This window comes from Rhodanobacter thiooxydans, assembly GCF_021545845.1.
Lineage (GTDB): Bacteria > Pseudomonadota > Gammaproteobacteria > Xanthomonadales > Rhodanobacteraceae > Rhodanobacter.
Genome location: NZ_CP088923.1, coordinates 1059215 through 1083970, shown reverse-complemented (window position 1 = coordinate 1083970; position 24756 = coordinate 1059215). Strand labels below are relative to the sequence as shown.

Genomic DNA, 24756 nt, shown 5'->3' with positions numbered 1-24756 from the left:
GTCAGACGGAAAGATGCTCGTACAGGATCACCGCGCCCACCCCGATCAGGATAACGCCGCCGATGATCTCTGCGCGGCGGCCGACCATCGCGCTCAGCACATGGCCGAGCATGATGCCCAGCGTGACCATGCTGAACGTGCACAGGCCGATCACCACGGCCACCATGGCGATCGAGACGTCGACGAAGGCCAGCCCCACGCCCACCGCCAGCGCGTCGATGCTGGTGGACAGGCCGGTGATGGCGAGGCCGACGATGCCGTGCTTCTTCGCCTCGTCGACCGGCTCGCCCGAATCCGGCTGCACGCCGGCCCAGATCATGTGCAGGCCCAGCACCAGCAGCAGGCCGAAGGCGATCCAGTGGTCCCAGGCCTCGATATAGCGCGCGGCGCCCTTGCCCAGCAGCCAGCCGATCACTGGCGTGATCGCCTCGATCACGCCGAAGATCAGGCCGGCGCGCATGGCCTGGGACAGCCGCGGACGCGTCATGGCGGCGCCCTTGCCGATCGCCGCGGCGAACGCGTCGGTGGACATGGCGAAACCGAGCAGCAGGATGGAAACGGGATTCATGGGTTGCCATTCGGTCGGGCCAGGCGCAACGGCACGACGGCGCGCCCGACCGTCGTGGCGCCGTCAGCCGTTGGTCTCGCCAACCAGGATCGGTGTCTTCGCCACGGCAGCTTGCTGCCGAGCATGTTGACGAAGACGCCCCGCGCGAACGAGGCAGGCTACTCCCCAAGGGGTATCGCGCCGGCGGCAGCACCGCCAGCGCGGCGGCAAGGTTAACACGACCACGCGGCGAATCCGGCATGTGCAGGCAGCGGAGCCGCCGCGCATACTCGGGCTCCGTTCACGACCTGCACAGGCAAACTCACATGGGATCAGCACGCACACTCGGACTCACCGCCACGGCCATGCTGGTCTTCTGCACCGGCATCGGCACGGCGCATGCCGGCAGCGCTGCCGAAGCATTGCCCGAGACCATGGCCATGCTGAAACACGCCATCAGCATCCCTACCGTCGAGGACCAGCATCAGGTGCCGGTGCTAGCCGCGTACCTCGCCGACAAGCTCAAGGCCGCAGGCTTCGCCGCCGGCGACATCGAGATCATCCCGGTGGGCGAAACCGCCGCACTGGTCGCGCGCTATCGCGGCACCGGTGAAGGCAAGCCGATCCTGCTGTCCGGGCACATGGACGTGGTGGCGGCCAAGCGCCAGGACTGGACCCGCGACCCGTTCACCCTGATCGAGCAGAACGGCTACCTCTACGGCCGCGGCACCGCCGACATGAAGACTGCGGTGGTGGTGCTGGTGGAAACGCTGATCCGGCTCAAACGCGAGGGTTTCAAGCCGCGCCACGACCTGATCCTGCTGCTGTCCGGCGACGAGGAGACCGCGATGGCCTCGACCCGCGAGCTGGCGAAGCGCTACCACGACGCCGAATTCCTGCTCAACGCCGATGCCGGCGGCGGCACCCTGGACCCGGCCAGCGGCAAGCCCGTGGTCTACCAGATCCAGGCGGCCGAGAAGACCTATGCGGACTTCCGCATCACCCTCACCTCGCCCGGCGGCCACTCCAGCGAACCGACCGCGGACAACGCGATCTACCGCCTCGCCAAGGTGATCGACCGCGTAGGCGGTTATGCCTTTCCGCCGATGATCAACGACATCACCCGAGCCTCGCTGCGTGCCACCGGCGCCCACACGCCCGGCGCACTCGGCGCGGCGATGACGCGCTTTGCCGCCCATCCGGACGACGCCGCCGCAGCCGCCACCATCTCCGCCGATCCGGCCTACGTCGGGCAGATCCGCACCACCTGCGTGGCGACCATGCTCAACGGCGGCCACGCACTCAACGCATTGCCGCAAAGCGCCAGCGTCAACGTCAACTGCCGCATCTTCCCCGGCACGCCGGTCGACAGCGTGCGCGACACGCTGGTCAAGGTGATCGACGACAAATCCGCCAGCGTCACCGTGCTGTCGCCCCCGCCGGTGGCCAGCCCCGCCTCGCCGCTGCGCCCGGACGTGATCGCCGCCGTCACCGACGCCGTGCACGCCCGCTTCCCCGGCGTGGAAGTGGTGCCCGGCATGTCCGCCGGCGCCTCCGACAGCATGTACTTCCGCAACGCCGGCGTCCCCAGCTACGGCATCGACGCCTCCTTCACCAAACCCGACGACAGCTTCGCCCACGGCCTCAACGAAAAACTGCCCGCGTCGGAAGTCGAAGCCGGGCTGGAGTTCTGGCATCGGGTGCTGGTGCAGTTGGCGAAGTGAGTTGACCGGAAGAACTGGCGTCACGCCGCCCATGATCTCGGACAAACGTTGGAACAGCTAAGCCCGACTCCGTTTTCGTGGTGCGGCGTGCGACCAGCCGCCACAGGCATTGGCCGGATTCGTTCAATTTATCATCGGATGATATATAGTCATGTCAAAGGAAGACGCAGGACTGGAAACGCTGCTGTTGCTCAACGGCGAGATCTACGATCAGGGCAATGGTTGCTGGATCAAGATCGAGGCATGGCGTGTCGAGGTGAACGAGCATGTGCCGCACGGCATACGCTACGCGCTGACATTGCATGACCGCTACGGCACGCGGTTACTCGGTTTCGACAATGCGCATGCCGTCAGGCCGCCGAAGCGCAAGCGTCATGCAGGCCGGCGTCTGGCCTACGACCACCGCCATCGTCACGTCAGCGACAAGGGCGTACCGTACGAATTCGCCAGCCCACAGCAACTGCTGGAGGATTTCTTCAACGAAGTCGACCGCGTACTTGAGGAAACGAAGTCATGAAAAAGCTGGTCATCGGCATCGCCTCCCAGCAAGCCATCCGCGCCCGCGCACTGGCCGTTGCACGCGGCGATCATCAGCCACGCCCCGGCGAGCCGAAGGTCTGGTTCACCTCCATGCGCTCGCTGGCCGAAGTGTTGTCCGATGACAACCGCGCGTTGCTGCGTGTCATCCGGGAACAGAAGCCCGCGTCACTGACCCAGCTCGCGGAACTCACCGGCCGCGCACCCAGCAATCTTTCGCGGACGCTCAAGACGATGGAACGGTATGGCCTGGTCGAGATGCGCCGCACGCTGCGCAACGTGCAGCCCATCGCCACGGCCAGCGAATTCGTGATTCAGGCGGCGTAGCTTGGCTTGTTAAAAAGTCGACTCTGACCCCTGGCCCTAAAATCCAGGCCGCCGAGAAGACCTACGCGGACTTTCGCATCAGCCTCACCTCACCTGGCGGCCACTCCAGCGAGCCCACCGCGGACAACGCGATCTACCGCCTGGCGCGCATCATCGACCGCGTCGCCGGCTACCAGTTTCCGCCGCAGAGCAACGAGATCACGCGCGCCTCGCTGCGTGCGCTCGGCGCGCACACGCCCGGACCGCTCGGTGCGGCGATGACGCAGTTCGCCGCCCACCCCGACGATGGCGCCGCCGCGGCCACCATCTCGGCCGACCCCGCCTACGTCGGGCAGATCCGCACCACCTGCGTGGCTACCATGCTCAACGGCGGCCACGCGCTCAACGCGCTGCCGCAAAGCGCCAGCGTCAACATCAACTGCCGCATCTTCCCCGGCACGCCGGTCGACAGCGTGCGCGACACCCTGGTCAAGGTGATCGACGACCAGTCCGCCAGCGTGACCGTACTACAGCCTCCGCCGGTGGCCAGCCCCGCCTCGCCGCTGCGCCAGGACGTAATCGCCGCCGTCACCGACGCCGTGCACCAGCGCTACCCCGGCGTGGACGTGGTGCCCGGCATGTCCGCCGGCGCCTCCGACAGCATGTACTTCCGCAACGCCGGCGTTCCCAGCTACGGCATCGACGCCGCCTTCACCAAACCCGACGACACCTTCGCCCACGGCCTCAACGAAAAGCTGCCCGCGTCGGAAGTCGAGGCGGGGCTGGAGTTCTGGCATCGGGTGCTGGTGCAGTTGGCGAAGTGAGGCAGATGGCCGAGCCGCTGTAACGTCTGTTCTCCTCCCGAAGTAACCGCTCAGAAGTGCACTCTGACCCGGGTTTTGGAGCAAACTTCATTGCGGCTGCTAAGCGTGTGGGGCTCCTGCCTAACAACTCGTTCAAGGCGGACGGCTTCGCCGCCGCCTAACTCCAGCGTCAGGCGTCGCACCATGACAAAGAAGATCGTCCTCACCTTCAAAGATGATGCAAAAGACGAACTCTTCGCCCGCTCGGAGAGAATGGTAAGAACAGGACCGCCATTCAAACTTGCGGGCACTGGCCGTTCCGTCCAATTCCTAAGAGGCGTATTTTCTCGCGCCTCTCTTTGTGTCCCAGCTTTCTACTATTTCCTTGGCGCCGCTTCCGCACATGACGCCGCAAAAGAATCGAACGATTACCCGTTCAAGGTTGCTCAGAGCTACTCCGCATTCTCGGATCTCAACACGCTGACTCTTAGCTGTCGAAAGCTCTTTGATAGCGCCTCAAAACCAGACCTCACCGGCGCCAATTTTTCCAAAACATCTGATGTCACTCTTACTGAGCACGCAGAGTACTGGGCAAAGATTTCTACGCGCAGCATGGAAGAATGCTATACGGCCCTAAGTTTTCTGCGTCGATTCTTCTCTGAGTGCTCAAAAAGCGAAACGGAACTGCTTCGATCCGACGGTCAGCTCCAGAAGCGAATTGGACTTCTAGTTCAACACGCCAACCGCGCTGCCGCGCACCTTTCACTGGAAGATTACTCGCTGGACATAATTGACCTCGCGCATTTCGCCGCAGCGTGTACCGTCATTGGCGAGATCGTGAGAAGTTTCGATAGCCCAGACCTGGGGCCGGACTACTTCAACAAGCTGGACACCGCCTCATATCAGGCCGCGCAGCGCGTCTTCCCACAGATCGCCAAGTTTCAGATGTTCGTATCCTGGAATATCGAGCAACAAGCACGTCTTTATTGGCAGTGGGGGGAGGACAATGGTCTGCACATGCTGCTCAATCAGATTCAACACGCTATCGGCGGCGAACCCAAAGGCGACGCCTAACATGTCGTTCAGGCCGAACCCGCTTCGCGGGTCGGCTTAATTCTGGTGTTGACCGTCCGCTTCTGGCCGAACTGAGACATTCGCACGCTCGGGGAATGGCACTCAAGAAACTGAACTCTGGCAACCGGCTCTTTCGCCACCGCGCAGCGGTGGCGTACCGAGTGCGCGCCAGGATGGCGCGCTGCTCTACCCGGGGCCCCTGTGCGGCGGTGAGGCGGGGACGACAGGCCGCCTAGCGGGCGTTGCCAGGGATGGCAACGCCTTTTCGCACGGGCAGGATGCCCGTTCGAAAAGTCCGGCCCCGCCTCACGGACTTGCCGGGCAGGATGTCCGGCAAGCGCCAAGCGGGGTGGCCTTTCTCTTTGGTTACTTTCTCTTTGGCCACGCAAAGAGAAAGTAACTCGGGCGCCAACGGCGCACGAAAGCTCTTGCTTTCAGCAAGGGCCACCCCTGATCCACGCTACAATTACCGGTTCGCGCTCAAGCCGACCCACTCCCCATGCCCTCGCATCTGCAAGAAACCCGCCGCCGCCGCACCTTCGCCATCGTCAGCCATCCTGACGCGGGCAAGACCACGCTGACCGAGAAACTGCTCCTGTTCGGCGGCGCGATCCAGATGGCCGGCTCGGTGAAGAGCCGCAAGACGTCGCGCAGCGCCACCTCGGACTGGATGGCGCTGGAGAAGGAGCGCGGCATCTCGGTGACCTCGTCGGTGATGCAGTTCCCGTACGAGGGCAAGATCGTCAACCTGCTGGACACGCCGGGACACGCGGATTTCTCCGAGGACACCTACCGCGTGCTGACCGCGGTGGACTCGGCGCTGATGGTGATCGACTGCGCCAAGGGCGTGGAGGAGCGCACGATCAAGCTGATGGAGGTGTGCCGCCTGCGCGACACGCCGATCATGACCTTCATCAACAAGCTCGACCGCGAGGGCCGCTCGCCGATCGAGCTGCTGGACGAGGTGGAGTCGGTGCTGGGCATCGCCTGCGCCCCGCTGACCTGGCCGATCGGCATGGGCAAACGGCTGAAGGGCGTGTACCACCTGGCGCTGGACGAGGTGCACATCTTCGAGCAGGGCAAGAATTTCACCCGGCAGGATTCGACCATCTTTCAGGGGCTCGACGCGCCCGGTCTGGCCGAGAAGATCGGTGCCGAGGCGATGCGCGAGCTGCGCGAGGAACTGGAGCTCGTGCAGGGCGCCGCACCTTCGTTCGATATCGACGAGTACCTGGCCGGCCGGCAGACGCCGGTGTTCTTCGGCTCGGCGGTGAACAACTTCGGCGTGCAGCTGCTGCTGGACTTCTTCGTCGAACACGCGCCCAGCCCGCGTCCGCGGGCCACCACCACGCGCGAGATCCAGCCGGAGGAAGAGAAGCTCTCCGGCTTCGTGTTCAAGATCCAGGCCAACATGGACCCGGCGCATCGCGACCGCGTGGCGTTCATGCGTGTGTGCTCGGGCACCTACGCGGCCGGCATGAAGATGATCCAGACCCGCACCGGCAAGGAAGTGCGCATCGCCAACGCGCTGACCTTCATGGCCAGCGACCGCGAGATCGTGGAGACCGCCTACCCCGGCGACGTGATCGGCCTGCACAACCACGGCACCATCGCCATCGGCGACACCTTCACCGAGGGCGAGAACGTCAGCTTCACCGGCATCCCGAACTTCGCTCCCGAACTCTTCCGCCGTGCGCGGCTGCGCGACCCGCTGAAGATGAAGGCGCTGCACAAGGGCCTGGCGCAGCTCTCCGAGGAAGGCGCCACCCAGTTCTTCCGTCCGCTGATGTCCAACGACCTGATCCTGGGCGCGGTCGGCGTGCTGCAGTTCGAGGTGGTCGCCTACCGGCTGAAGGACGAATACAACGTGGACGCCAGCTTCGAGCCGGTGACGGTGACCACCGCGCGCTGGGTGCACTGCGACGACCCGAAGAAGCTGGAGGAATTCCGCGAGAAGAACGCGATGAACCTCGCGCTGGACGCAGCCGGCGAACTGGTCTACATCGCGCCGACGCGGGTCAACCTGCAGCTGGCGCAGGAGCGCTGGCCGCAGGTGCGCTTCGCCGCCACCCGCGAGCACGCGGCGGCGGTGGAGCTGTAGCCGCAACGCCACCGCACTGCTAACGTGCGGGGCTTTGCCGGGGGAGCCACGCATGCACGACCACGCCATCGCCTTCACCACGCCGCCCGGAGCGCCACGCCAGCGGCGCTGGCTGCTTTCCCCGCCGGGGCGGATTGCGATCTTCGTGGCCTGGCTGGTCGGCCTCATGGTGATGCTGCGGTTCGGCTTCCTCGCGCTGGGCATGGGCCAGGGCACGCCGATCCTGCAGCAGAACCTGGCGCAGTTCGTCGCCCGTGCGCTGGTGCCGCTGGCGGCTTACCTGATCCTGGTGAAGCTGGTCGAGCGCCGGGCGCTCATCGAGCTGGCGCCACGCTCGCTGTTGCCGCAGGGCCTGCTCGGGGCGCTGGGCGGGCTGCTGCTGTTCAGCGCCGTGGTGGCCGTGCTGTGGCTGGTCGGCAGCTACCACGTGAGCGCGTTCCAGCCGCATGCGCCATGGTTGGGCGCGTTGCTGGTGGTGGGTCTGGGCGCGGGCATCGGCGAGGAGATCGTCTTCCGCGGCGTGCTGTTCCGCATCGTGGAGGAAGGCCTGGGCACCTGGTGGGCGCTGGGCATTTCCGCGCTGCTGTTTGGCGCCATCCACGCTGCCAACCCCGGCGCCACGCTGTGGAGTTCGGCGGCCATCGCGATCGAGGCCGGTCTGCTGTTCGGCATGGTCTACCACGTGACCCGCTCGCTGCCGGTGTGCATGGGCCTGCATGCAGCATGGAATTTCGCCCAGGGCACGATCTACGGCATTCCGGTTTCCGGCACCGCGGCCGACGGCTGGCTGGTCTCCACCCGCAGCGGCCCGGACTGGCTTACCGGCGGCGCGTTCGGTGCCGAGGCATCGGTGGTGGCACTGGCGCTGTGTACCTTGGGCACGACCGGCCTGCTGGTCGTGGCGCGGCGGCGCGGCTCGATCGTGCCGCCGGTCTGGCGCCGCCGATGAGCCGGTGACTGCCCATGCCAGCCCTGGCGCCAGCCATGCAACAGGCGCGCAAACTGCGATGATTCCTGCATGCCCGTGAACCGAACACCCAATACGTGGCTGGCCAACCAGCCGCTGCAGCACAAGATCATGCTGGCCATCGGCCTGCTGCTGGGGCTGTTCCTGCTGGCCAACGCGCTCACCCTGCACTCGCTGCGCCAGCAGGAGGACGACCGGGGCTGGGCGACGCATACCTACCAGGTGCTGCTTCAGCTGGACCACGTGCTGCAATCGATGCAGGCCAGCCAGGTGGGCGCCCGCGGCTACCTGCTGACCCAGGATGCCGCACAACGCTACGCCTTCGAGAGCGCCAACCGGGATCTGGGCACCGATCTCGCGCGGCTGCGTGGACTGATGTCGGACAGCCCACTGCAGCTGTCGCGCATCGACAAGGTGGAGGAAACTGCACAACTGTGGCAGCGCGAGTTCCGTAGTGGAGTGATCGATGCTCTTGCCGGTCTGGGCACGCTCGACCCCGCACAGGCCGCGCTGCAGCGGCAACGCATCCAGTCCGACTACCTGAAACACCGCAGCATCAGCGCGAAGGAGATCGAGGACGTCATCGCGCAGATGACGCTGGACGAGGAGGCGCTGCTGTCCACGCGCAACCAGCGCCTGGACCGGACCATCGCCATCACCCGCACGGTCGACATCGTGGCGGCCGTGCTCGCCATCCTGTTCGGCCTGGCGGTGATCCGGCTGACCCTGCGCCTGGTCACCCGGCCGCTGCGCGCCCTGACCAACCAGCTGACCCGGCTGGCCAACCACGACCATGATTTCGAGATCCGTCGGCTCGAACGCCGCGACGAGATCGGCGAGATCGCCCGTGCACTGCAGGTGTTCAAGCAGATGTCGGTGGACAACCAGACGCAGAGCTGGATCAAGGAGCAGGTGTCCGACGTGGCCCACCTGCTGCTGCAGGCCACCACGCACAAGGAGTTCGCGCAGTGGCTCACCAGCGCGCTGGTGCCGTTGTGCAAGGCCGGTGTGAGCCTGTTCTATTCCTACGACGACGCGCGCCAGCGGCTCGACCTGATCGGCAGCTACGGCCTGCGCCTGAGCAACCGTTCGGCCGACCAGTACCTGCCGGGCGAGGGCCTGGTCGGCCAGTGCGCGCTCGAACGCAAGCCGATCATCCTGGACGACGTGCCCGCCGACTACCTGCACATCGACTCCGGCAGCGGCGCGGCGCTGCCCGGCCATCTGGTGATCCTGCCGGTGCTGTACCGCGACACCCTGATCGGCGTGCTGGAACTGGCCGGCTTCACCCCGCCGAGCCCGGTGGTGCACCAGCTGCTGGACGAGCTGCTGCCGCTGGTGGCGCTGAGCCTGGAAAACCTCAACCGCACGGTCAGCGTGCAGGGTCTGCTGCTGCGCACGCAGGAACAGGCCGACGAGCTGCGCGTGTCCGAACTGGTGATGCGCCAGCAGAAGGAGGTGCTGCGCGACAACAACGACGCGCTGCAGGCGAAGACGGAGGAACTGGAGGAACAATCCCGGCGGCTGATCGCCTCCGAAGAGGAGCTGCGCATCCAGGCCGACGAGCTGCAGGCGTCGAACGAGGAACTGCGCGAGATGACCGAGAGCCTCAACCGGCAGAAGTACGTGCTGGAGGACCTGCAGCAGGAAACCGCGGACAAGGCCGCCGAACTGGCGCGCGCCAGCCAGTACAAGTCCGAGTTCCTCGCCAACATGTCGCACGAGCTGCGCACGCCGCTGAACAGCCTGCTGATCCTGTCGCGCGACCTGGCCGGCAACGCCGGCGGCAACCTGGACGCGGATCAGGTCGAGTCGGCACGGATCATCCACGACGCCGGCAACAGCCTGCTGCACCTGATCAACGACATCCTCGACCTGTCCAAGATCGAGGCCGGCAAGATGGAGTTGGTGATCGACGAGCTGCCGCTGGCCGAGCTGGCGCAGCGGCTGCGCCGCACCTTCGGCCATGTCGCTGCGCAGAAATCGCTGGCGTTCGCGCTGACGATCGGGCCCGACCTGCCGGCAGCGCTGCGCACCGACGGCGCGCGGCTGGAACAGATCGCCAACAACCTGCTCGGCAATGCCTTCAAGTTCACCACCGAAGGCGCGGTGAGCGTGCACGTCGGCCGCCCCGATGGCGAGGTCGACATACCCGAGCTGCTGCATGGCCAGCCGCTGCTCGCGCTGACCGTCAGCGACACCGGCATCGGCATCCCCGCCGACAAACTCGAGCGCATCTTCAACGCGTTCGAGCAGGTGGATGCCGGCACCAGCCGGCAGTTCGGCGGCACTGGCCTGGGCCTGGCCATTTCGCGGCGGATGGCCAGGATGCTGGGCGGCGACCTGGTGGTGCGCAGCGAACCGGGCCACGGCAGCCGCTTCACCGCGCTGTTGCCGGAGGAGCCGCCGGCGGCCGCGTCGATGCAGTCGCAGGCCATGTCCGAACAGCAGGCCACCGCGCCGTTCACCGCGGTCGTCACCACCCCTGACCTGCCAGCAGCGGCAGCCGGCGGCGAGCTGGCCGGCCGCCGCGTGCTGCTGGTGGACGATGACATGCGCAACCTGTTCGCGCTGTCCAGGGTGCTGCGCGGCTGGGGCATGCAGGTGAGCCTGGCGCAGGACGGCGCCAAGGCGCTGCGCATGCTGGCCGAGGAGGCCGCGCCGGAACTGCTGCTGATCGACATCATGATGCCGGGCATGGACGGCTACGAGATGATCCGCACGATCCGTGCGCAGCCGCACTACGGCGCCCTGCCGATCATCGCGCTGACCGCCAAGGCCATGCACGGCGACCGCGAGAAATGCCTGCAGATGGGTGCCAGCGACTACCTGTCCAAGCCGCTCGACCTCGACCGCCTGGCAGTCACCCTGCTGGCCTGGCTGCGGCGCTGAGTACGCCGGGGTTCATGCCCGTGGTAGGTGGCAAGGGTTAAGGTAAGCCCATGCCTGCCGGTCTGGTGAACACGATGCTGCCGAAGATCCTTGTCGTCGACGACACCGTCGCCAACCTGGTCGCCATGCGCCGGCTGCTCGCCGGCAGCGGCGCGGAGCTGTTCGAGGCGCGCAGCGGCAACGAGGCGCTGGCACTGTGCCTGGACCATGAGTTCGCGCTGATCCTGCTCGACGTCAACATGCCGGACATGGACGGCTTCGAGGTGGCCGCCCTGCTCGGCAGCGCCGAGCGCCTGCGCGACACCCCGATCATCTTCGTCACCGCCGCCTACGCGGACGACATGAACCGGCTCAAGGGCTACCGCTCCGGCGCGGTGGACTACATCGCCAAGCCGATCAACGACACGATCCTGCAGTCGAAGGTGCGCGTGTTCCTTGATCTGTACACGGCACGCATGAAGCTGCAGCAGGCGCTGGACGAGCTGGCCGAGCGCAACGAGCAACTGACCCGCGAGATCGCCGAACGCAAGCTGATGGAGACGATGGTGCGCCATCAGGCCCAGCACGACCCGCTGACCGGCCTGCCGAACCGCATCCTGTTCCAGGATCGCCTGTACGGCGCGATCCAGCGCGCCAACCGCCACCACGGCAGCTTCGCGCTGGCCTGCATCGACCTCGACGGCTTCAAGCAGGTCAACGACAGCCACGGCCATGCCGCCGGTGACGCCCTGCTGCAGGAGATCGCCGCGCGGCTGTCGACGCAACTGCGCAGCAACGACACGGTGGCGCGACTGGGCGGCGACGAATTCGCGCTGCTGCTGGAGGACATCGAGGATCCCCGGCTGGCGCTGCAGCTGGGCGAGAAGTTGTGCGCGGCGCTGAGCGAGCCTTGTGCGCTCAGCGTTGGCGGCCAGCCGATCGAGGTGCGTGTCGGCGCCAGCATCGGCATCGCGCCGTACCGGCCGGATGCGGCCGACGATGCCGACGAGCGGCTGATGCAGGCGGCCGACCACGCCATGTACGCAGCCAAGCGCGGCGGCAAGGGCCGCTGCGTGCTGGCGGACTGAGCCGCGCGGACTGCCGCTTCAGCCGCGCTTGCGCGGCGACACCCACATCAGCACGCGGGCCCGGAACACCGTCTCGCCGGCATCGTCCGCCACCTCCACCCTGACCGGCCATTCGCCGCCATCGCCCGCACCGGGCATGGCGGCTTCCGGCGTGGCGATACCATGCATCGTGCCCCGGGCTTTCTTCAGGTACTCGACGCTCATGCCTTTCGGAATCCAGCGCATGTCCGCTGGAATCGTCGCGTCGGTCATCACCCCGGCGGCCAGTTCGGCCAGGTTGCACAGCGCGATCGCATGCACGGTGCCGATATGGTTGTGCACGCGGCGACGGTCGCGGATGCGCACCTCGCAGCGCCCCGGCTCCAGTGTCACGAAGCGCGGCGCAATGGTGGCGAAGTACGGCGCCTTCAGGCAGATCAGCCGCGAGAAGATCCAGTGGCCTGCCGGCCAGCGCGTGATGCGGTGGTACAGCGACAACACCGAAGCGCTCATCGATTGCCCCCGGGAAAAGAACCGGCCCGCAAGGCGGGCCGGTCGATCGATTTACGCGGCGTCCGCCCGCGTCTTGAACGCGCGCAGCTCGTCGGTATCGAAGTCGTCCACCGAGATGAACTCGAACACGCCTTCGCGCACGTGCCTGAGCAGGTTTGCCTCGGCTTCGGAAATCACCCCGGCCTGCTGCGCCTCGGCCAGCTGGTCCAGGTAGTCGTGTGCCTTGAACTGCCCCGCCTTCTGCGCCTTGCCGAACTTGCGATCGACCGGCTCGGCGGCGATCACGTCGGGCAACAGCGCCTTCATGCGGCCGATCGTGTTGTTCGCGGTGGGCGTGGTGTAGACCCAGTCGGTGAGGCGATCGAGCGCGTCGTTCGGCGCGGTGAGCAGCGCGGCGACGCGGCGGCCGAGGCGATCGGACGGCGGCACCTCGCGCCGGCCCAGCGGGAACACCAGCCCACGCAGCAGCCACGCCACCGGACGCACCGGGAAGTTGCGGATCGCGCCATCCAGCGCGTTCTGGATCAGCCACATGCACTGGTGGAAGCCCCAAGCCAGGAACGGGCGATCTGCCTCCGGCCGGCCGGTGTCCTCGTAGCGCTTGAGCATGGCGCTGGCGATGTACAGGTAGCTCAGCACGTCGCCCAACCGCGCGGAGAGCTTCTCCTTGAACTTCAGCTTGCCGCCGAGCACGCCCATGAACACGTCGGCGGTGAGCGCCAGCGCGGCCGAGTAGCGGTCGAGCTTGCGATAGTAGCGGCGGGTGTAGGCATCACCGGCGGTCTCGCCCAGGCGTGCACCGGAGAAGCCCATGGCGAAGCTGCGCACCGCGTTGGAGATGCCGAAGCCGATGTGGCTGAACAGCAGCCGGTCGAACGTCTTCAGCTGCTCGCCGCGATCGGCGATCGACAGCGCCTGCATCTCCTTCAGCACGTACGGGTGGCAGCGGATCGCGCCCTGGCCGAAGATCATCAGGCTGCGCGTCATGATGTTGGCGCCCTCCACCGTGATCGCGATCGGCACCGCCGACCAGCCGCGGCCGGCGTAATTCTTCGGACCCAGCTGCACCGCCTTGCCGCCGTGCACGTCCATGGTGTCGGCGGCGATCTGCCGCGCCCACTCGGTGGCGTGGTACTTGGCGATCGCCGACGGTACCGCCGGCTTCTCGCCGCGGTCGACCGCCGCCGCGGTGGCGCGCGACAACGCGGCGGTGGCGTAGGTCAGGCCACCGATGCGCGCCAGTGCTTCCTCCACGCCCTCGAAGCGGGCCACCGCCAGGCCGAACTGCTTGCGCATGCGTGCATAGGCGCCGGTGGCCAGCGCCGAGGCGCGCATGCCGCCGGTGGCGTTGGACGGCAGCGAGATCGCGCGGCCCACCGACAGGCATTCGACCAGCATGCGCCAGCCGTGGCCGGCCATCTGCGGACCGCCGATCAGCACCGACAGCGGCGCGAACACGTCCTTGCCGCGCACCGGCCCGTTCTGGAACGGGATGTTCAGCGGGAAGTGGCGGCGGCCGATCTGCAGCCCCGGCGTGGAGCGCGGCAGCAGGGCCAGGGTGATGCCGAGGTCTTCCTTGTCGCCCAGCAGGTGCTCGGGGTCGTACATGCGGAAGGCCAGGCCGACCACCGTGGCGATCGGCGCCAGCGTGATGTAGCGCTTGTCGAAGCTGAGCCGGATGCCGAGCGTTTCGACGCCGTCGACCACTTGCCTGCAGACGATGCCGATGTCCGGGATCGAGGTGGCGTCGGAGCCGGCGTACGGACCGGTCAGCGCGAAGCAGGGAATCTCCTCGCCCACCGCCAGGCGCGGCAGGTAGTGGTTCTTCTGCTCCTCCGAACCGTAGTGCAGCAGCAGCTCGGCCGGACCCAGCGAGTTCGGCACGGCCACCGTGGAGGACAGCGTGGCCGAGACGGTGGACAGCTTCTGCAACACCGCCGAATGCGCCAGAGCGGAGAACTGCAGGCCGCCGTACTGCTTCGGGATGATCATGCCGAAGAAGCGGTTCTTCTTGATGAACTCCCACACGTTCGGCGGCAGGTCGGCCAGCTCGTGGGTGATCTGCCAGTCGTCGATCATCCCGCAGAGCTGTTCCACCGGGCCGTCCATGAAGGCTTGCTCCTCCACCGAAAGTTCGGGCTTGGGCTGCTTCAGCAGCTCGTGCCAGTCCGGCTTGCCGGAAAACAGCTCGCCCTCGAAACCGACCGTGCCGGCCTCCAGCGCAGTCTGCTCGGTCTCGGACAGTTTCGGCGTGACCTTGGCGAACAGCTTCAGGATCGGCAGGCTGATCTGCTTGCGGCGGAAGTCCACCAGCAGCAGCGGCAGCGCGATCGCCAGTTCGATCACCAGCAGGATTGCCGTGGTCCACGGCGCATGCACGACCAGGCCGACCACCAGCGTGGCGGCGATGGTGGCGATCGCCCAGGTGCGCAGGCTGCTGCGGTGGTAGGCACAGGCGCCGGTGGCGACGAGCGCCGCCAGCAGGGTCAGTATCACGGACATCTCAACACCTCATGGCGATGGAACGGCGCCGGCGACGCGCCGGCCGGTGGGTCAGGGGCAAGGCTCTGCGCGAAGCGGACCACCTCGCGCGTAAAAGCGTCATTCGCGTCGCCGGCCACCATGTGCGTGGCGTGCGGCAACTCCACGTGCTGCGCGTGCGGCACCAGTTGCAGGAATTCGTCGACGGTGGCGCGCGACACCACGTCGCTGCGCCCGCCGGACAGCAGCAGCACGGGCAGTTCGATCTTCCTTGCGGCGGCCTGCAGGCGTGGCTGGTAGCGCTCGCTCTCCTGCACCAGGTCGCCGGCCAGCAGGGCCGGATCCCAGTGCCAGCGCAGCCGGCCGTCGGCGCCTTCGCGCAGCAGCGGGCGCAACTGCTGCTCGCTCTTGCGTTCGCGCCGCTGTGGCAGGTAGGTGGCGATCTGCTCGGCAGCCTCGGCGTAATTGGCGAACCCGTGCGGGTGCGCCTGCATGAAGGCGAGGATGCGTTCCACCCCGGCGGTTTCCCAGCGCGGCGTGATGTCCACCAGCACCAGCGCACGGAACGGCGAGGGCCGCACTTCGCCGGCGAGCACGATGCCGAGCAGTCCGCCCATCGAGGCGCCGACCAGGATCGGCGGCTGCGGCTGCGCCGCGGCCAGCCGGCGCAGGTCGTCGGCGAACTGGTCCATGTGGTAGCCGGTGCGCGAATCGGCGCCAGCTGCCATCCACTCGCTCTGCCCGTGGCCGCGCGCGTCGAAACTGACGCAGCGGCAGCCCGCCTGCGCCAGCGCCGCGGCTGTGCTGTTCCAGGCGCCACGGGTCTGACCGAAGCCATGCGCGAACAGCAGGGCCGGACCGCCCTCCGGGCCACGCGTTTCCACCGCCAGGCGCAAGTCGGCGGTGGGGAAGTGGCTGACGGTCGGGGACAGCGGGATATTGCTCACCATACGGATGAGTATGGATTGCCCCGGCAAGCGGCGTCAACCGTGCCCTCGAGGCTGCGGCAGCGGGCTTGGTCCGCCCGGAGATTCCGCCGAGCGGCTTGCCGCATTACAAAAATGCGCGGGCTGCCGCTACCATACGCAAATGAATGTCAGCAGCAAGCCAGAACGTACCCGGCTGTCGGCCGAGGATTGGGAACTTGCCGCGCTGCAGCTGATCGCCGAGCACGGCGTCGGCGCACTCGCGGTGGAAGCGCTGGCACGCCAGCTGGGCGTGACCAAGGGCAGCTTCTACTGGCACTTCCGCACCCGCGAAGCACTGCTGCATGCCGCGTTGGAGCGCTGGGAGCAGTACGGCGAGCGCGAGGTGCTGGGCCAGATCGAACAGATCAGCGACCCGCGCCAGCGCCTGCCCGAGCTGTTCCGCCGCGTCGCCCACGAGCTGCAGCCGCACCGCGTCTACGCGGCGCTGCTGAAAGCATTGGACCATCCGCAGGTGGTGCCGGTGATGGCCCGCGTGTCGCAGCGGCGTATGGAATTCCTCACCACCGCCTACCGTGAAGCCGGCCTGCCGCCGGCCGAGGCGCTCAACCGCGCGCGGCTGACCTACGCCGCCTATGTCGGCTTCCTGCAGCTGAACTTCACGCTGGGGCTGCCGCGGATCAATCTCGAAGAGTTCGACGCCTATGTCGAACACATGATCGCGACCCTGATCCCGGCCTGAACCGGCCCCCGCGCAACACCCCGAACGGCGCCATCCGGCGCCGTTTTTGCTGCGCCAAACCTTGCAATACCAGTGCGCGCAAACTAGCGTTCCAACTCTTTTTTTCCACAAGACCTTAGAGGACATGATGGCCAGCACGCTGGAAGCGCTTGATCGTTGGGTCGCCGAAGTGGCGGCGCTGACCCGCCCCGACCGGATCCACTGGTGCGACGGTTCGGAAGCCGAATACCAGACTCTGGTGCAGCAGATGCTGGCCGACGGCACCCTGATCGAACTGAACCAGCAGACCCATCCAGGCTGTTACCTGCACCGCTCGCACCCGCAGGACGTGGCCCGCGTCGAGCACCTCACCCTGGTCTGCCACCCGAATCGGGAAGATGCCGGCCCGAACAACCACTGGATGGCCCCGGCCGAGGCGCACGCGAAGATCGACGCGCTGTTCGACGGCTGCATGGCCGGCCGCACCATGTACGTGATCCCGTACTGCATGGGCCCGATCGACTCGCCGCTGGCGCGTTGCGGGGTGGAGATCACCGACAGCCCGTACGTGGTCGCCAACATGAAGATCATGACCCGCATGGGCGCGGACGCGCAGGCGAGGATCGAGCGCGAGGGTTCGTTCGTGAAGGGCCTGCACTCGATCGGCGAGCTCGACCCCGAGCAGCGCTGGATCATGCACTTCCCGGCCGAGCTCAGCATCAAGTCCTACGGCTCCGGCTACGGCGGCAACGCGCTGCTGGGCAAGAAGTGCCATGCGCTGCGCATCGCCAGCAATCAGGCGCGCAGCGAGGGCTGGCTGGCCGAGCACATGCTGATCGTGGGCATCGAGAATCCGCGCGGCGAGACGCACTACATCGCCGCGGCATTCCCTTCCGCCTGCGGCAAGACCAACCTGTCGATGCTGATCCCGCCGGAAGGCTACCGGCGTGACGGCTGGAAGGTGTGGACGATCGGCGACGACATCTGCTGGATGCATCCCGGCCCGGATGGACGGCTGTACGCGATCAACCCGGAGGCCGGCTTCTTCGGCGTGGCGCCGGGCACCAGCGACGTCACCAACCACAATGCCATGCGGAGCATCTCGCACGACACCATCTTCACCAACGTCGCCGTCACCGCCGACAACCAGCCGTGGTGGGAAGGCCTGCCCGGCACGCCGGTCACCGACTGGCAGGGCCGACCCTACGACCCGGCCAATGGCCCGGCCGCGCATCCGAACTCGCGCTTCACGGTCAGCGCGAAGCAGTGCCCGACCTGGTCGGCGCAGGCCGAGGCGCCGCAGGGCGTGCCGATCAGCGCGATCGTGTTCGGCGGCCGCCGGCCCTCGCTGCTGCCGCTGGTGATGGAAGCGCGTGACTGGAGCCACGGCGTGCTGATGGGCGCCGCGATGGGCTCGGAAACCACCGCCGCGGCCACCGGCGCGGTGGGCGTGCTGCGTCGCGATTCGATGGCGATGAAGCCGTTCTGCGGCTACCACTACGGCGACTACTTCGCGCACTGGCTGTCGTTCGACCGGCCCGGCGCGAAGCTGCCGAAAATCTTCCACGTCAACTGGTTCCGCAAGGGCGCCGACGGCAAGTTCCTGTGGCCGGGCTTCGGCGACAACCTGCGCGTGCTGCAATGGATGATCGACCGCGCCGAGGGTCGCGTGCAGGGCGTCGAGACGCCGATCGGCATCCTGCCCGGCGAGGGTGAACTCCAGCTCGACGGGCTCAAACTCGAGCGCAGCCGGCTCGACGAACTGCTCGACGTGGACAACGCCGGCTGGCAGGCCGAGCTGTCCGCCATCGACGACTATCTCGCCAGCTTCGCCCCGCGCCTGCCCGAACGCCTGCGGCGGGAGCAGCAACGCGTGGCGCAGGCATTGGAGAGCGACGCCGGCCCGTCGCGCCGCGAGGCCGCCGCCTCCTGAGCCAACCGCACCGCGCGCAGGTCGTCGCGACTTGCGCGCGGTCCCCGCAGGCCGCCGTGCAAACCCTTTCGTGCCACGGCGCATCCAAGCTGGCAAGATGATCGCCGCCTGCCCCGCCCCTGGAAGCTCCATGTCGCCTGCCCCAGCGGGAGCCAACGACAGCGATGACGTGCGCGCGGCGGCCGCTGGCGACCGCCAGGCCTTCCAGCGGCTGTACCGGCTGCACGTGGGCCGCGTGCACGGCGCGGTATGCCGGCTCGCCGGCTACGACCATGCCCGCGCCGAGGACCTCACCCAGGACGCGTTCATCCGCGCCTGGCAGAAGCTGCCGGGCTTCCGTCACGAGAGCGCGTTCGGCACCTGGCTGTACCGGCTCGCGGTGAACGTGGCGCTGATGGACATCCGCGCGCGTGGCGCCGACCCGGTCAGCATGCTCGACGACGAGCATCTGCCGGATACCGGCCAGACCCCGTTCTGCGCCGCCGAGCGCGAGGAGCTGGAACGCGCCATCGCCCGACTGCCGCCGCGCGCCCGCGCCGTGCTGGTGCTGCACGACATCGAAGGCTGGCGGCACGAGGAAATCGGCGGCGAGCTGGGCATGGCCATCGGCACCTCGAAAGCGCAACTGCACCGCGCACGCGCGCTGCTGCGCAAGATCCTGGGAGAAAGCTCATGAACGAATTCGAATGGCGCCGCCAGCTGCGCGACCTGCGCCAGCCGCTGACGCCACGGCGCGACCTGTGGGCCTCGATCGACGCCATGCTGGAAGACGCCGGGCGCACGCAGGCGCCCGCGGCGCCGCACCCACGCGAGCCGCGCCCGGCGCCGCGCCATCGCCGGCTGCTCGCCGGCGCCGGGATCGCCGCCTCGCTGCTGCTCGCCGCCGGCATCGGCTGGCGCCTGTGGCAGCAGCCCGTGGCCGCGCCTGTGGCGGAACCCACGCAGGCCAGCGTCCACTGGAAACCTTCCGACCCCCGTTTCGCCGGTGCCGCGATCGAACTGGATGCCGCCCGCATGGAACTGCAGCTGGCCCTGCAGCAGGCTCCGGATTCTCCGGCGCTGCAACGCCTGCTCGGCCGCACTGAACAGCAACAGACGCAACTGCGCCAGCTGGCCCATCAGGCCGGCTGAGATCACCAGGAACCACCATGAAACCCGTCCGCTATCTTCCCCTGCTGCTGTGCCTGTGCATCGGCCAGGCGCTCGCCGACTCGCCGATCCAGCTGCGCCACGACGCCACCCCGACCGCCCGCATCGGCATCGGCAACGTCGCCGGCACGGTGAACGTGACCGCGTGGGACCGCAACGAAGTGGAGGTCAGCGGCCGACTCGGCGACGGCGCCAAGCCACTGGCGATCACCGGCAGCAACGGCGACCTGGAGATCCGGGTGGAACCGCAAGGCGGCTCCGGCTGGTTCAACCGGGGCGGCGACAGCAGGATGGCGCCGACCACGCTGGAGCTGCGCGTGCCCAGGGCAGCCTCGCTCGACGTCAACGTGGTCAGCGCGCCGCTGGTCATCGACGGCATGGACGGCGGCAGCATCCAGGTCAGCACGGTCAGCGGCAAGGCGCGCATCAATGCACGCACGCCCTCGCTGAAGGTGCACAGCGTCAGCGGCGGCATCGAGCAGGCCGGGCATGCCGACCAGGCCGACCTGCAGACCGTCAGCGGCGAGATCCTCGCGCCGGCGCTGGGTTCCGAGGTCGAGCTGCAGACCATTTCCGGCCACATCCAGGCCAGTGGCGGGCCGTGGCGCAAGCTCACCCTCAGCACCGTGTCCGGCGACGTGCAGCTCAGCGGCGGCGTGGCCGCCGGCGGCAGCATCGGCATCGACAGCATGAGTGGCGACGTGCAGCTCCAGCTGCCTGCGACGACTTCGGCCAGCCTGCATGCCAGCAGCTTCAGCGGCGACCTGCGCAGCGATTTCGGCACGCCGAAGAAACCCGAGCACGGCCCCGGCAGCTCGCTGGACGTCCGTCTCGGCGACGCTGCCGGCAAGATCAACATCGAGACGTTCAGCGGCGACCTGCGCGTGCGCAAGCGGGACTGAACGCACGCGCGAACGAAAAACGCCGTCGCATGGCGACGGCGTTTTTCCTCATGGGACCGGCGGAAGAAAACCGCTCAGAGATCCTGGTGGTACTGCACGTACGGCGTGCGCGACTGATCCGGTTCCGGGCCGGCCGGCGTATTGGTCGAGGTGCCGGACGACCACAGGTTCTGCGCGCCGACGCTCAGCGAGCCGCGCCACGGCAGGCGCCAGGTCACGCCCAGGTCGATGCTGTTCCAGCGCCGGTCGGCGTTCAGGCCACCGGGGATGCCCGCCTGCGGCTGCATCGTGCGGCCGGTCACCACGCCGCTCAGCGGGCCATGGTCGACGCCAAAGCTCAGCGCCTTCTGGTCCAGCGTGTCGACGCCGAGCAGGTTGCCCGGCAGCAGGTGGACGCGGCCCACGCTGGCGCCAAGGTCGATGCCGCTCTTGCTGCCCAGGGCCAGTCGACCGTGCGCATTGAGCTGGGCGCTGCTCTCGAAACTGGACAGGCCATCCACGCCCGGCGCGGCGCCCGGCAACACGCGCGGCAACGCGTTCCTGTTCGGCGTGGTGGTACTGCCGACGCTGACGCCCACGCTGTAGCTGCCGGCGTCATAGGTGGCACCCACTTCACTGCCGAACACGCGCAGACCCGGGTTCGTCCAGGTCTGCTCGCTCACCGCCGCGTGCGCCTGCAGCCGCGGGCCCAGGCCGTATTCGACGCCGGTGGTCATCACCGTGGAGGCGTCCACCACCCGCAGCGTCAGCGGCGCATTCTTGCGCAGCGCTTCGGCACCGGTGCTGCGATCCGCCTTGATCGCCAGCAGCCGGCCATCGGCGCCGCGCCAAAGCGGCACCACGACACCCGGCTCGACCTCGGCCGTCTGCTCCGGCGGTTGCGTCAGCAGACGCTGCGCCAGGCTGTTGTCGCCGCCCACGGACTGCCCGGCCGCCGCAAGCGGCAGCGAGAGGGTCAGCAGCAGGACGGACAGGCGACGCATGGGGACGGACCGAAGACTCGTTCGATGGTGGATACTTGGCGCGCAGTATACCCTGCTTTACGTTTTGCTAACACCCTGAAAACCCGCGCCAACGCACAAATGCGGGCACCCGGCACAGCTTCGACCCCCGGGCCCGTCACGGGTTCCCACCCCGGCAGGAAACTGGCGAGGGGGCAGACTTACACGATATAAAGACGCGTCAACCCGCCAGATCGCACCGGAACCAGTCGCAGCCCCATGAGCGCCACACCGACGATCCGTTCATCCCAGCCGCCGCCGGTGGCCAAGGATCTTGCGGCCCTGCATGCGGCGGTCGAAAGATTGTTCGAGGCTTCCGACGCCGCCGGCGTCATGGAAGTGTGCGAGCTGATGCTGGACAACCTCGGCATCCACGGTCGCCTGCGCTGGCGGCGCATGGATGAGCAGCCCGGTCATCTGGCCGGGCAGCTGGTGCTGGCCGAAGATCCGCAAGGCCCGCGCAGCCTGGTGCTGGAATGGGCCGACCTGCCGCTGCCCGAACCCCTGCGCGAGCGCCTGGACTGGCTGGGCCGGCTCGCCGACGTCCGCCTGCACCAACTGGCCGAGACCAGCCGCCTGTACGAGGCCATCTCGCGGCTGGCACAGGCCGAGCGACTGCAGCGCGCGCTGTACGCGATCGCCGAGCAGGCCGGCGCCGAACACGACATGCCCGAGATGATACGCTCGCTGCACGCCATCGTCAGCAGCCTGATGTACGCGGAAAACTTCTACATCGTGCTCTACGACGCGGTCACCGAGACGGTGCGCTTCCCCTACTACGTCGACATCAAGGACACCGATCCGCCGCCGCCGGAGCAGAGCGTGCCGCTGCAGGACATGCTGCACAGCCTGACCTGGAACCTGCTGCAGGAAGGCAGGCCGCTGATGGGTTCGATCGACGAGTTGCGCCAGCAATTCAGCAACCGGCTGGTGCCGCTCGGTCCCAGCTGCGAGCACTGGCTGGGCGCGCCGCTGCTGCGCGCCGGCCGCGTCGTCGGCGGCATCGTGATGCAGAGTTACCGCGCCGATACGCACTATTCCCGGCACGACCTGGAGCTGCTGAACTATGTGGCCCAGCACGTGCAGACCGCGCTGGAGCGGCGCGAGGCGCACCTCGAACTGGGTCGCCGGGTGACCGACCGCACCGCCGCGCTGCGCGAGGCGAACCGCGTGTTGCGCCAACAGGTGCTGCAGCGCCAGCGCGGCGAGCGCCTGCAGGCGGCGCTGTTCCGCATCGCCGAGCTGTCCAACACCTCGGACAGCCTGGACAAGTTCTACGCGGCCATGCATCAGGTCATCAGCGGCCTGCTGTACGCGCGCAACTTCTACATCGCGCTGCTGGACGAGGAGAGCGGCCACCTCACCTTTCCCTACTCGGTCGACGATGTCGAGAACGTGCGCCCGTCGCGCGCGCACGGTCGTGGCGCCACCGAATACGTGCTGCGCCATGCCAAGCCGCTGCTGGCCACGCCGGCGGAGATCGACCGCCTCAGCGCGCAGGGCGAGATCAGCCATTTCGGCGCGCGCTCGGTGTGCTGGCTCGGCGTGCCGCTGATCTGGGGCGGCAAGGCGATGGGCGTGCTGGCGCTGCAGAGCTACTCGCCCGAGCACACCTACAACGAGCGCGACCAGGAACTGCTGACCTTCGTCAGCTACCACATCGCCAACGCGCTGCAGCGCAAGCAGGCCGCCGCGTCGCTGAAACACGCCTATGCCGGGCTGGAACGCCGCGTCACCGAGCGCACCCGCGCGCTGGCGCTGGCCAACCGCGACCTGCGCGAACAGATCGCCGAGCGCGAGCGCGTCGAGCGTCGGCTGAAGTACGAGACCCTGCACGACTCGCTGACCGGCCTGCCGAACCGCACCCTGCTGCTGCAACGGCTGGAACAGGCCATGCGGCGCTATGCTGACAACCCCGACGAGCAGTTCGCCGTGCTGTTCATCGACCTGGACCGCTTCAAGGTCATCAACGATTCGGTCGGCCATCTGGTCGGCGACGACCTGCTGTTCCAGGTCGGCGGCCGCATCCGCGCCTGCCTGAAGACCCGCGACGTGGTCGCGCGGCTCGGCGGCGACGAGTTCGCGGTGCTGCTGGAAGGCATCGTCGAAACCGACAAGGCCACGCTGATCGCCGAACGCATCATCAGCGAGCTGCAGACGCCGTTCCGGCTCGGCACCAAGGAGATCTTCACCTCCGCCTCGATCGGCATCGCGCTGGCCCGCCCGCATTACCGCCAGCCGGAGGAACTGCTGCGCGACGCCGACGCGGCGATGTACAACGCGAAGGACGGCGGCCGCCATCGCGCGGCCATGTTCGACGACCGCCTGCGCCGCGAGGCGCTGTCGCTGCTGGACATGGAGAGCGACCTGCGCCACGCGCTCAGCCGCAACGAGTTCGAGCCGTTCTACCAGCCGATCGTGGAACTGGCCGATGGCCGCGTCACCGGCTACGAGGCGCTGCTGCGCTGGCACCATCCCGAGCGCGGTCTGCTGCCGCCGCACGACTTCCTGCTGATCGCGGAGGAATGCGGCTGCGCCGAGGCGATCGACTGGCAGATCTTCGAGCAGGTGTGCACCCAGGCGGTGCGGCTGATCGGCACGGACGGCTTCATCAGCATCAACGTGTCCGGTCGGCATTTCCGCTCGGCCGACCTCGACCAGCGGCTGCTCGCGCTGTTCGAACAGTACGCCGTGCCCACGCGCTGCATCCGCATCGAGGTCACCGAGCACGCGCTGCTGGAGAACCCGACCCAGGTCAAGCAGATGCTGCAGAACCTGCGCAGCCACGGCGTCGGCATCGCGCTGGACGATTTCGGCACCGGCTATTCCTCGCTCAGCTACCTGCACCAGTACCCGTTCGAGACGCTGAAGATCGACCGCTCGTTCATCACCGAACTGCCGCCGGACGACACCGAAACGCAGGGCCTGGCGCTGGTGCGCGCAATCCAGGTGCTGGCCGATTCGCTGCAGATGAAGGTGATCGCCGAAGGCATCGAGGACGAATCGCAGCGACAGGCGCTGCTGCGCGTGGGCTGCCGCTACGGCCAGGGCTTCCTGTTCGCCGAGGCGCAGCCTGCCGCCACCTGGCTCGGTGCCGGCAGGCCGCTGCTGCTCAACTGAACGGGGAATCCGC

The 24756-nt window shown here is 67.7% G+C and carries 20 protein-coding genes; 15 read left to right on the top strand and 5 right to left on the bottom strand.

Annotated elements, in window-relative coordinates; translation table 11 throughout:
• Position 1 precedes the first annotated feature (1 nt).
• On the bottom strand, positions 2–568 hold the full coding sequence (locus LRK53_RS04655) for a manganese efflux pump MntP (protein ID WP_008434563.1): 567 nt from the start codon (positions 566–568) through the stop codon (positions 2–4).
• Between the two features lie 344 nt (positions 569–912).
• Between LRK53_RS04655 and LRK53_RS04650 the strand changes: the two genes are divergently transcribed.
• The 9 genes from LRK53_RS04650 to LRK53_RS04610 all read left to right on the top strand — a co-directional run bounded on the left by LRK53_RS04650 (position 913) and on the right by LRK53_RS04610 (position 12018).
• On the top strand, positions 913–2271 hold the full coding sequence (locus tag LRK53_RS04650) for a M20/M25/M40 family metallo-hydrolase (RefSeq protein WP_008434565.1): 1359 nt from the start codon (positions 913–915) through the stop codon (positions 2269–2271).
• 151 nt (positions 2272–2422) lie between these two features.
• Positions 2423–2788, top strand: coding sequence for a toxin-antitoxin system TumE family protein (locus LRK53_RS04645; protein WP_008434567.1), 366 nt, complete (start codon positions 2423–2425; stop codon positions 2786–2788).
• Positions 2785–3135: an HVO_A0114 family putative DNA-binding protein gene (locus tag LRK53_RS04640; RefSeq protein ID WP_008434569.1), complete on the top strand. Its 351-nt coding sequence runs from the start codon at positions 2785–2787 to the stop codon at positions 3133–3135. Before LRK53_RS04645 ends, LRK53_RS04640 begins: the two co-directional genes overlap by 4 nt.
• Positions 3114–3938 carry a M20/M25/M40 family metallo-hydrolase gene (locus LRK53_RS04635; RefSeq protein ID WP_338109855.1) on the top strand — a complete coding sequence of 275 codons (825 nt, stop codon included), beginning with the start codon at positions 3114–3116 and terminating at the stop codon, positions 3936–3938. Before LRK53_RS04640 ends, LRK53_RS04635 begins: the two co-directional genes overlap by 22 nt.
• Positions 3939–4121: 183 nt before the next feature.
• Complete coding sequence (locus LRK53_RS04630; protein ID WP_027492833.1) at positions 4122–4991, top strand: hypothetical protein; 870 nt, start codon at positions 4122–4124, stop codon at positions 4989–4991.
• A gap of 499 nt (positions 4992–5490) precedes the next feature.
• Positions 5491–7092, top strand: a complete 1602-nt coding sequence (locus LRK53_RS04625) for a peptide chain release factor 3 (RefSeq protein ID WP_008434581.1) — start codon at positions 5491–5493, stop codon at positions 7090–7092.
• A gap of 52 nt (positions 7093–7144) precedes the next feature.
• On the top strand, positions 7145–8041 hold the full coding sequence (locus tag LRK53_RS04620; RefSeq protein ID WP_008434583.1) for a CPBP family intramembrane glutamic endopeptidase: 897 nt from the start codon (positions 7145–7147) through the stop codon (positions 8039–8041).
• A 69-nt stretch (positions 8042–8110) separates the two neighbouring features.
• Positions 8111–10951, top strand: coding sequence for a response regulator (locus LRK53_RS04615; protein ID WP_027492831.1), 2841 nt, complete (start codon positions 8111–8113; stop codon positions 10949–10951).
• Between the two features lie 74 nt (positions 10952–11025).
• A complete protein-coding gene (locus LRK53_RS04610; protein ID WP_027492830.1) occupies positions 11026–12018 on the top strand; it encodes a diguanylate cyclase domain-containing protein in 993 nt (330 codons plus the stop codon).
• An 18-nt stretch (positions 12019–12036) separates the two neighbouring features.
• Here LRK53_RS04610 and LRK53_RS04605 read toward each other — a convergent pair whose 3' ends face one another.
• From LRK53_RS04605 to LRK53_RS04595, 3 genes are read right to left on the bottom strand one after another with little or no spacing between them, the layout of a single operon-like run.
• Positions 12037–12510: a hotdog fold domain-containing protein gene (locus LRK53_RS04605; protein WP_027492829.1), complete on the bottom strand. Its 474-nt coding sequence runs from the start codon at positions 12508–12510 to the stop codon at positions 12037–12039.
• Positions 12511–12561: 51 nt separating this feature from the next.
• Positions 12562–15012, bottom strand: coding sequence for an acyl-CoA dehydrogenase (locus LRK53_RS04600; protein WP_027492828.1), 2451 nt, complete (start codon positions 15010–15012; stop codon positions 12562–12564).
• Positions 15003–15941 carry an alpha/beta fold hydrolase gene (locus tag LRK53_RS04595; protein ID WP_027492827.1) on the bottom strand — a complete coding sequence of 313 codons (939 nt, stop codon included), beginning with the start codon at positions 15939–15941 and terminating at the stop codon, positions 15003–15005. The genes LRK53_RS04600 and LRK53_RS04595 overlap by 10 nt, the downstream gene beginning before the upstream one ends.
• 139 nt (positions 15942–16080) lie before the next feature.
• Here LRK53_RS04595 and LRK53_RS04590 point away from each other — a divergent pair, with 139 nt between their 5' ends.
• The 5 genes from LRK53_RS04590 to LRK53_RS04570 all read left to right on the top strand — a co-directional run bounded on the left by LRK53_RS04590 (position 16081) and on the right by LRK53_RS04570 (position 20622).
• Positions 16081–16659 (top strand): TetR/AcrR family transcriptional regulator, encoded by a 579-nt coding sequence (locus LRK53_RS04590; RefSeq protein ID WP_008439619.1) that lies wholly within the window; start codon positions 16081–16083, stop codon positions 16657–16659.
• Between the two features lie 127 nt (positions 16660–16786).
• On the top strand, positions 16787–18571 hold the full coding sequence (locus tag LRK53_RS04585) for a phosphoenolpyruvate carboxykinase (GTP) (protein WP_027492826.1): 1785 nt from the start codon (positions 16787–16789) through the stop codon (positions 18569–18571).
• Positions 18572–18701: 130 nt separating this feature from the next.
• Positions 18702–19247, top strand: coding sequence for an RNA polymerase sigma factor (locus LRK53_RS04580; protein WP_008439617.1), 546 nt, complete (start codon positions 18702–18704; stop codon positions 19245–19247).
• Positions 19244–19702: a hypothetical protein gene (locus tag LRK53_RS04575; protein WP_027492825.1), complete on the top strand. Its 459-nt coding sequence runs from the start codon at positions 19244–19246 to the stop codon at positions 19700–19702. The genes LRK53_RS04580 and LRK53_RS04575 overlap by 4 nt, the downstream gene beginning before the upstream one ends.
• Before the next feature lie 17 nt (positions 19703–19719).
• Positions 19720–20622 carry a DUF4097 family beta strand repeat-containing protein gene (locus tag LRK53_RS04570; protein WP_008437139.1) on the top strand — a complete coding sequence of 301 codons (903 nt, stop codon included), beginning with the start codon at positions 19720–19722 and terminating at the stop codon, positions 20620–20622.
• Positions 20623–20696: 74 nt separating this feature from the next.
• Here the strand turns inward: LRK53_RS04570 and LRK53_RS04565 are convergent, their stop codons facing one another.
• The gene (locus tag LRK53_RS04565) at positions 20697–21605 is read right to left on the bottom strand and encodes a hypothetical protein (protein ID WP_027492824.1); all 909 of its coding nucleotides are present in this window, start codon (positions 21603–21605) and stop codon (positions 20697–20699) included.
• A 237-nt stretch (positions 21606–21842) separates the two neighbouring features.
• Between LRK53_RS04565 and LRK53_RS04560 the strand changes: the two genes are divergently transcribed.
• A complete protein-coding gene (locus LRK53_RS04560) occupies positions 21843–24743 on the top strand; it encodes a bifunctional diguanylate cyclase/phosphodiesterase (RefSeq protein ID WP_235642530.1) in 2901 nt (966 codons plus the stop codon).
• Positions 24744–24756: the final 13 nt, after the last annotated feature.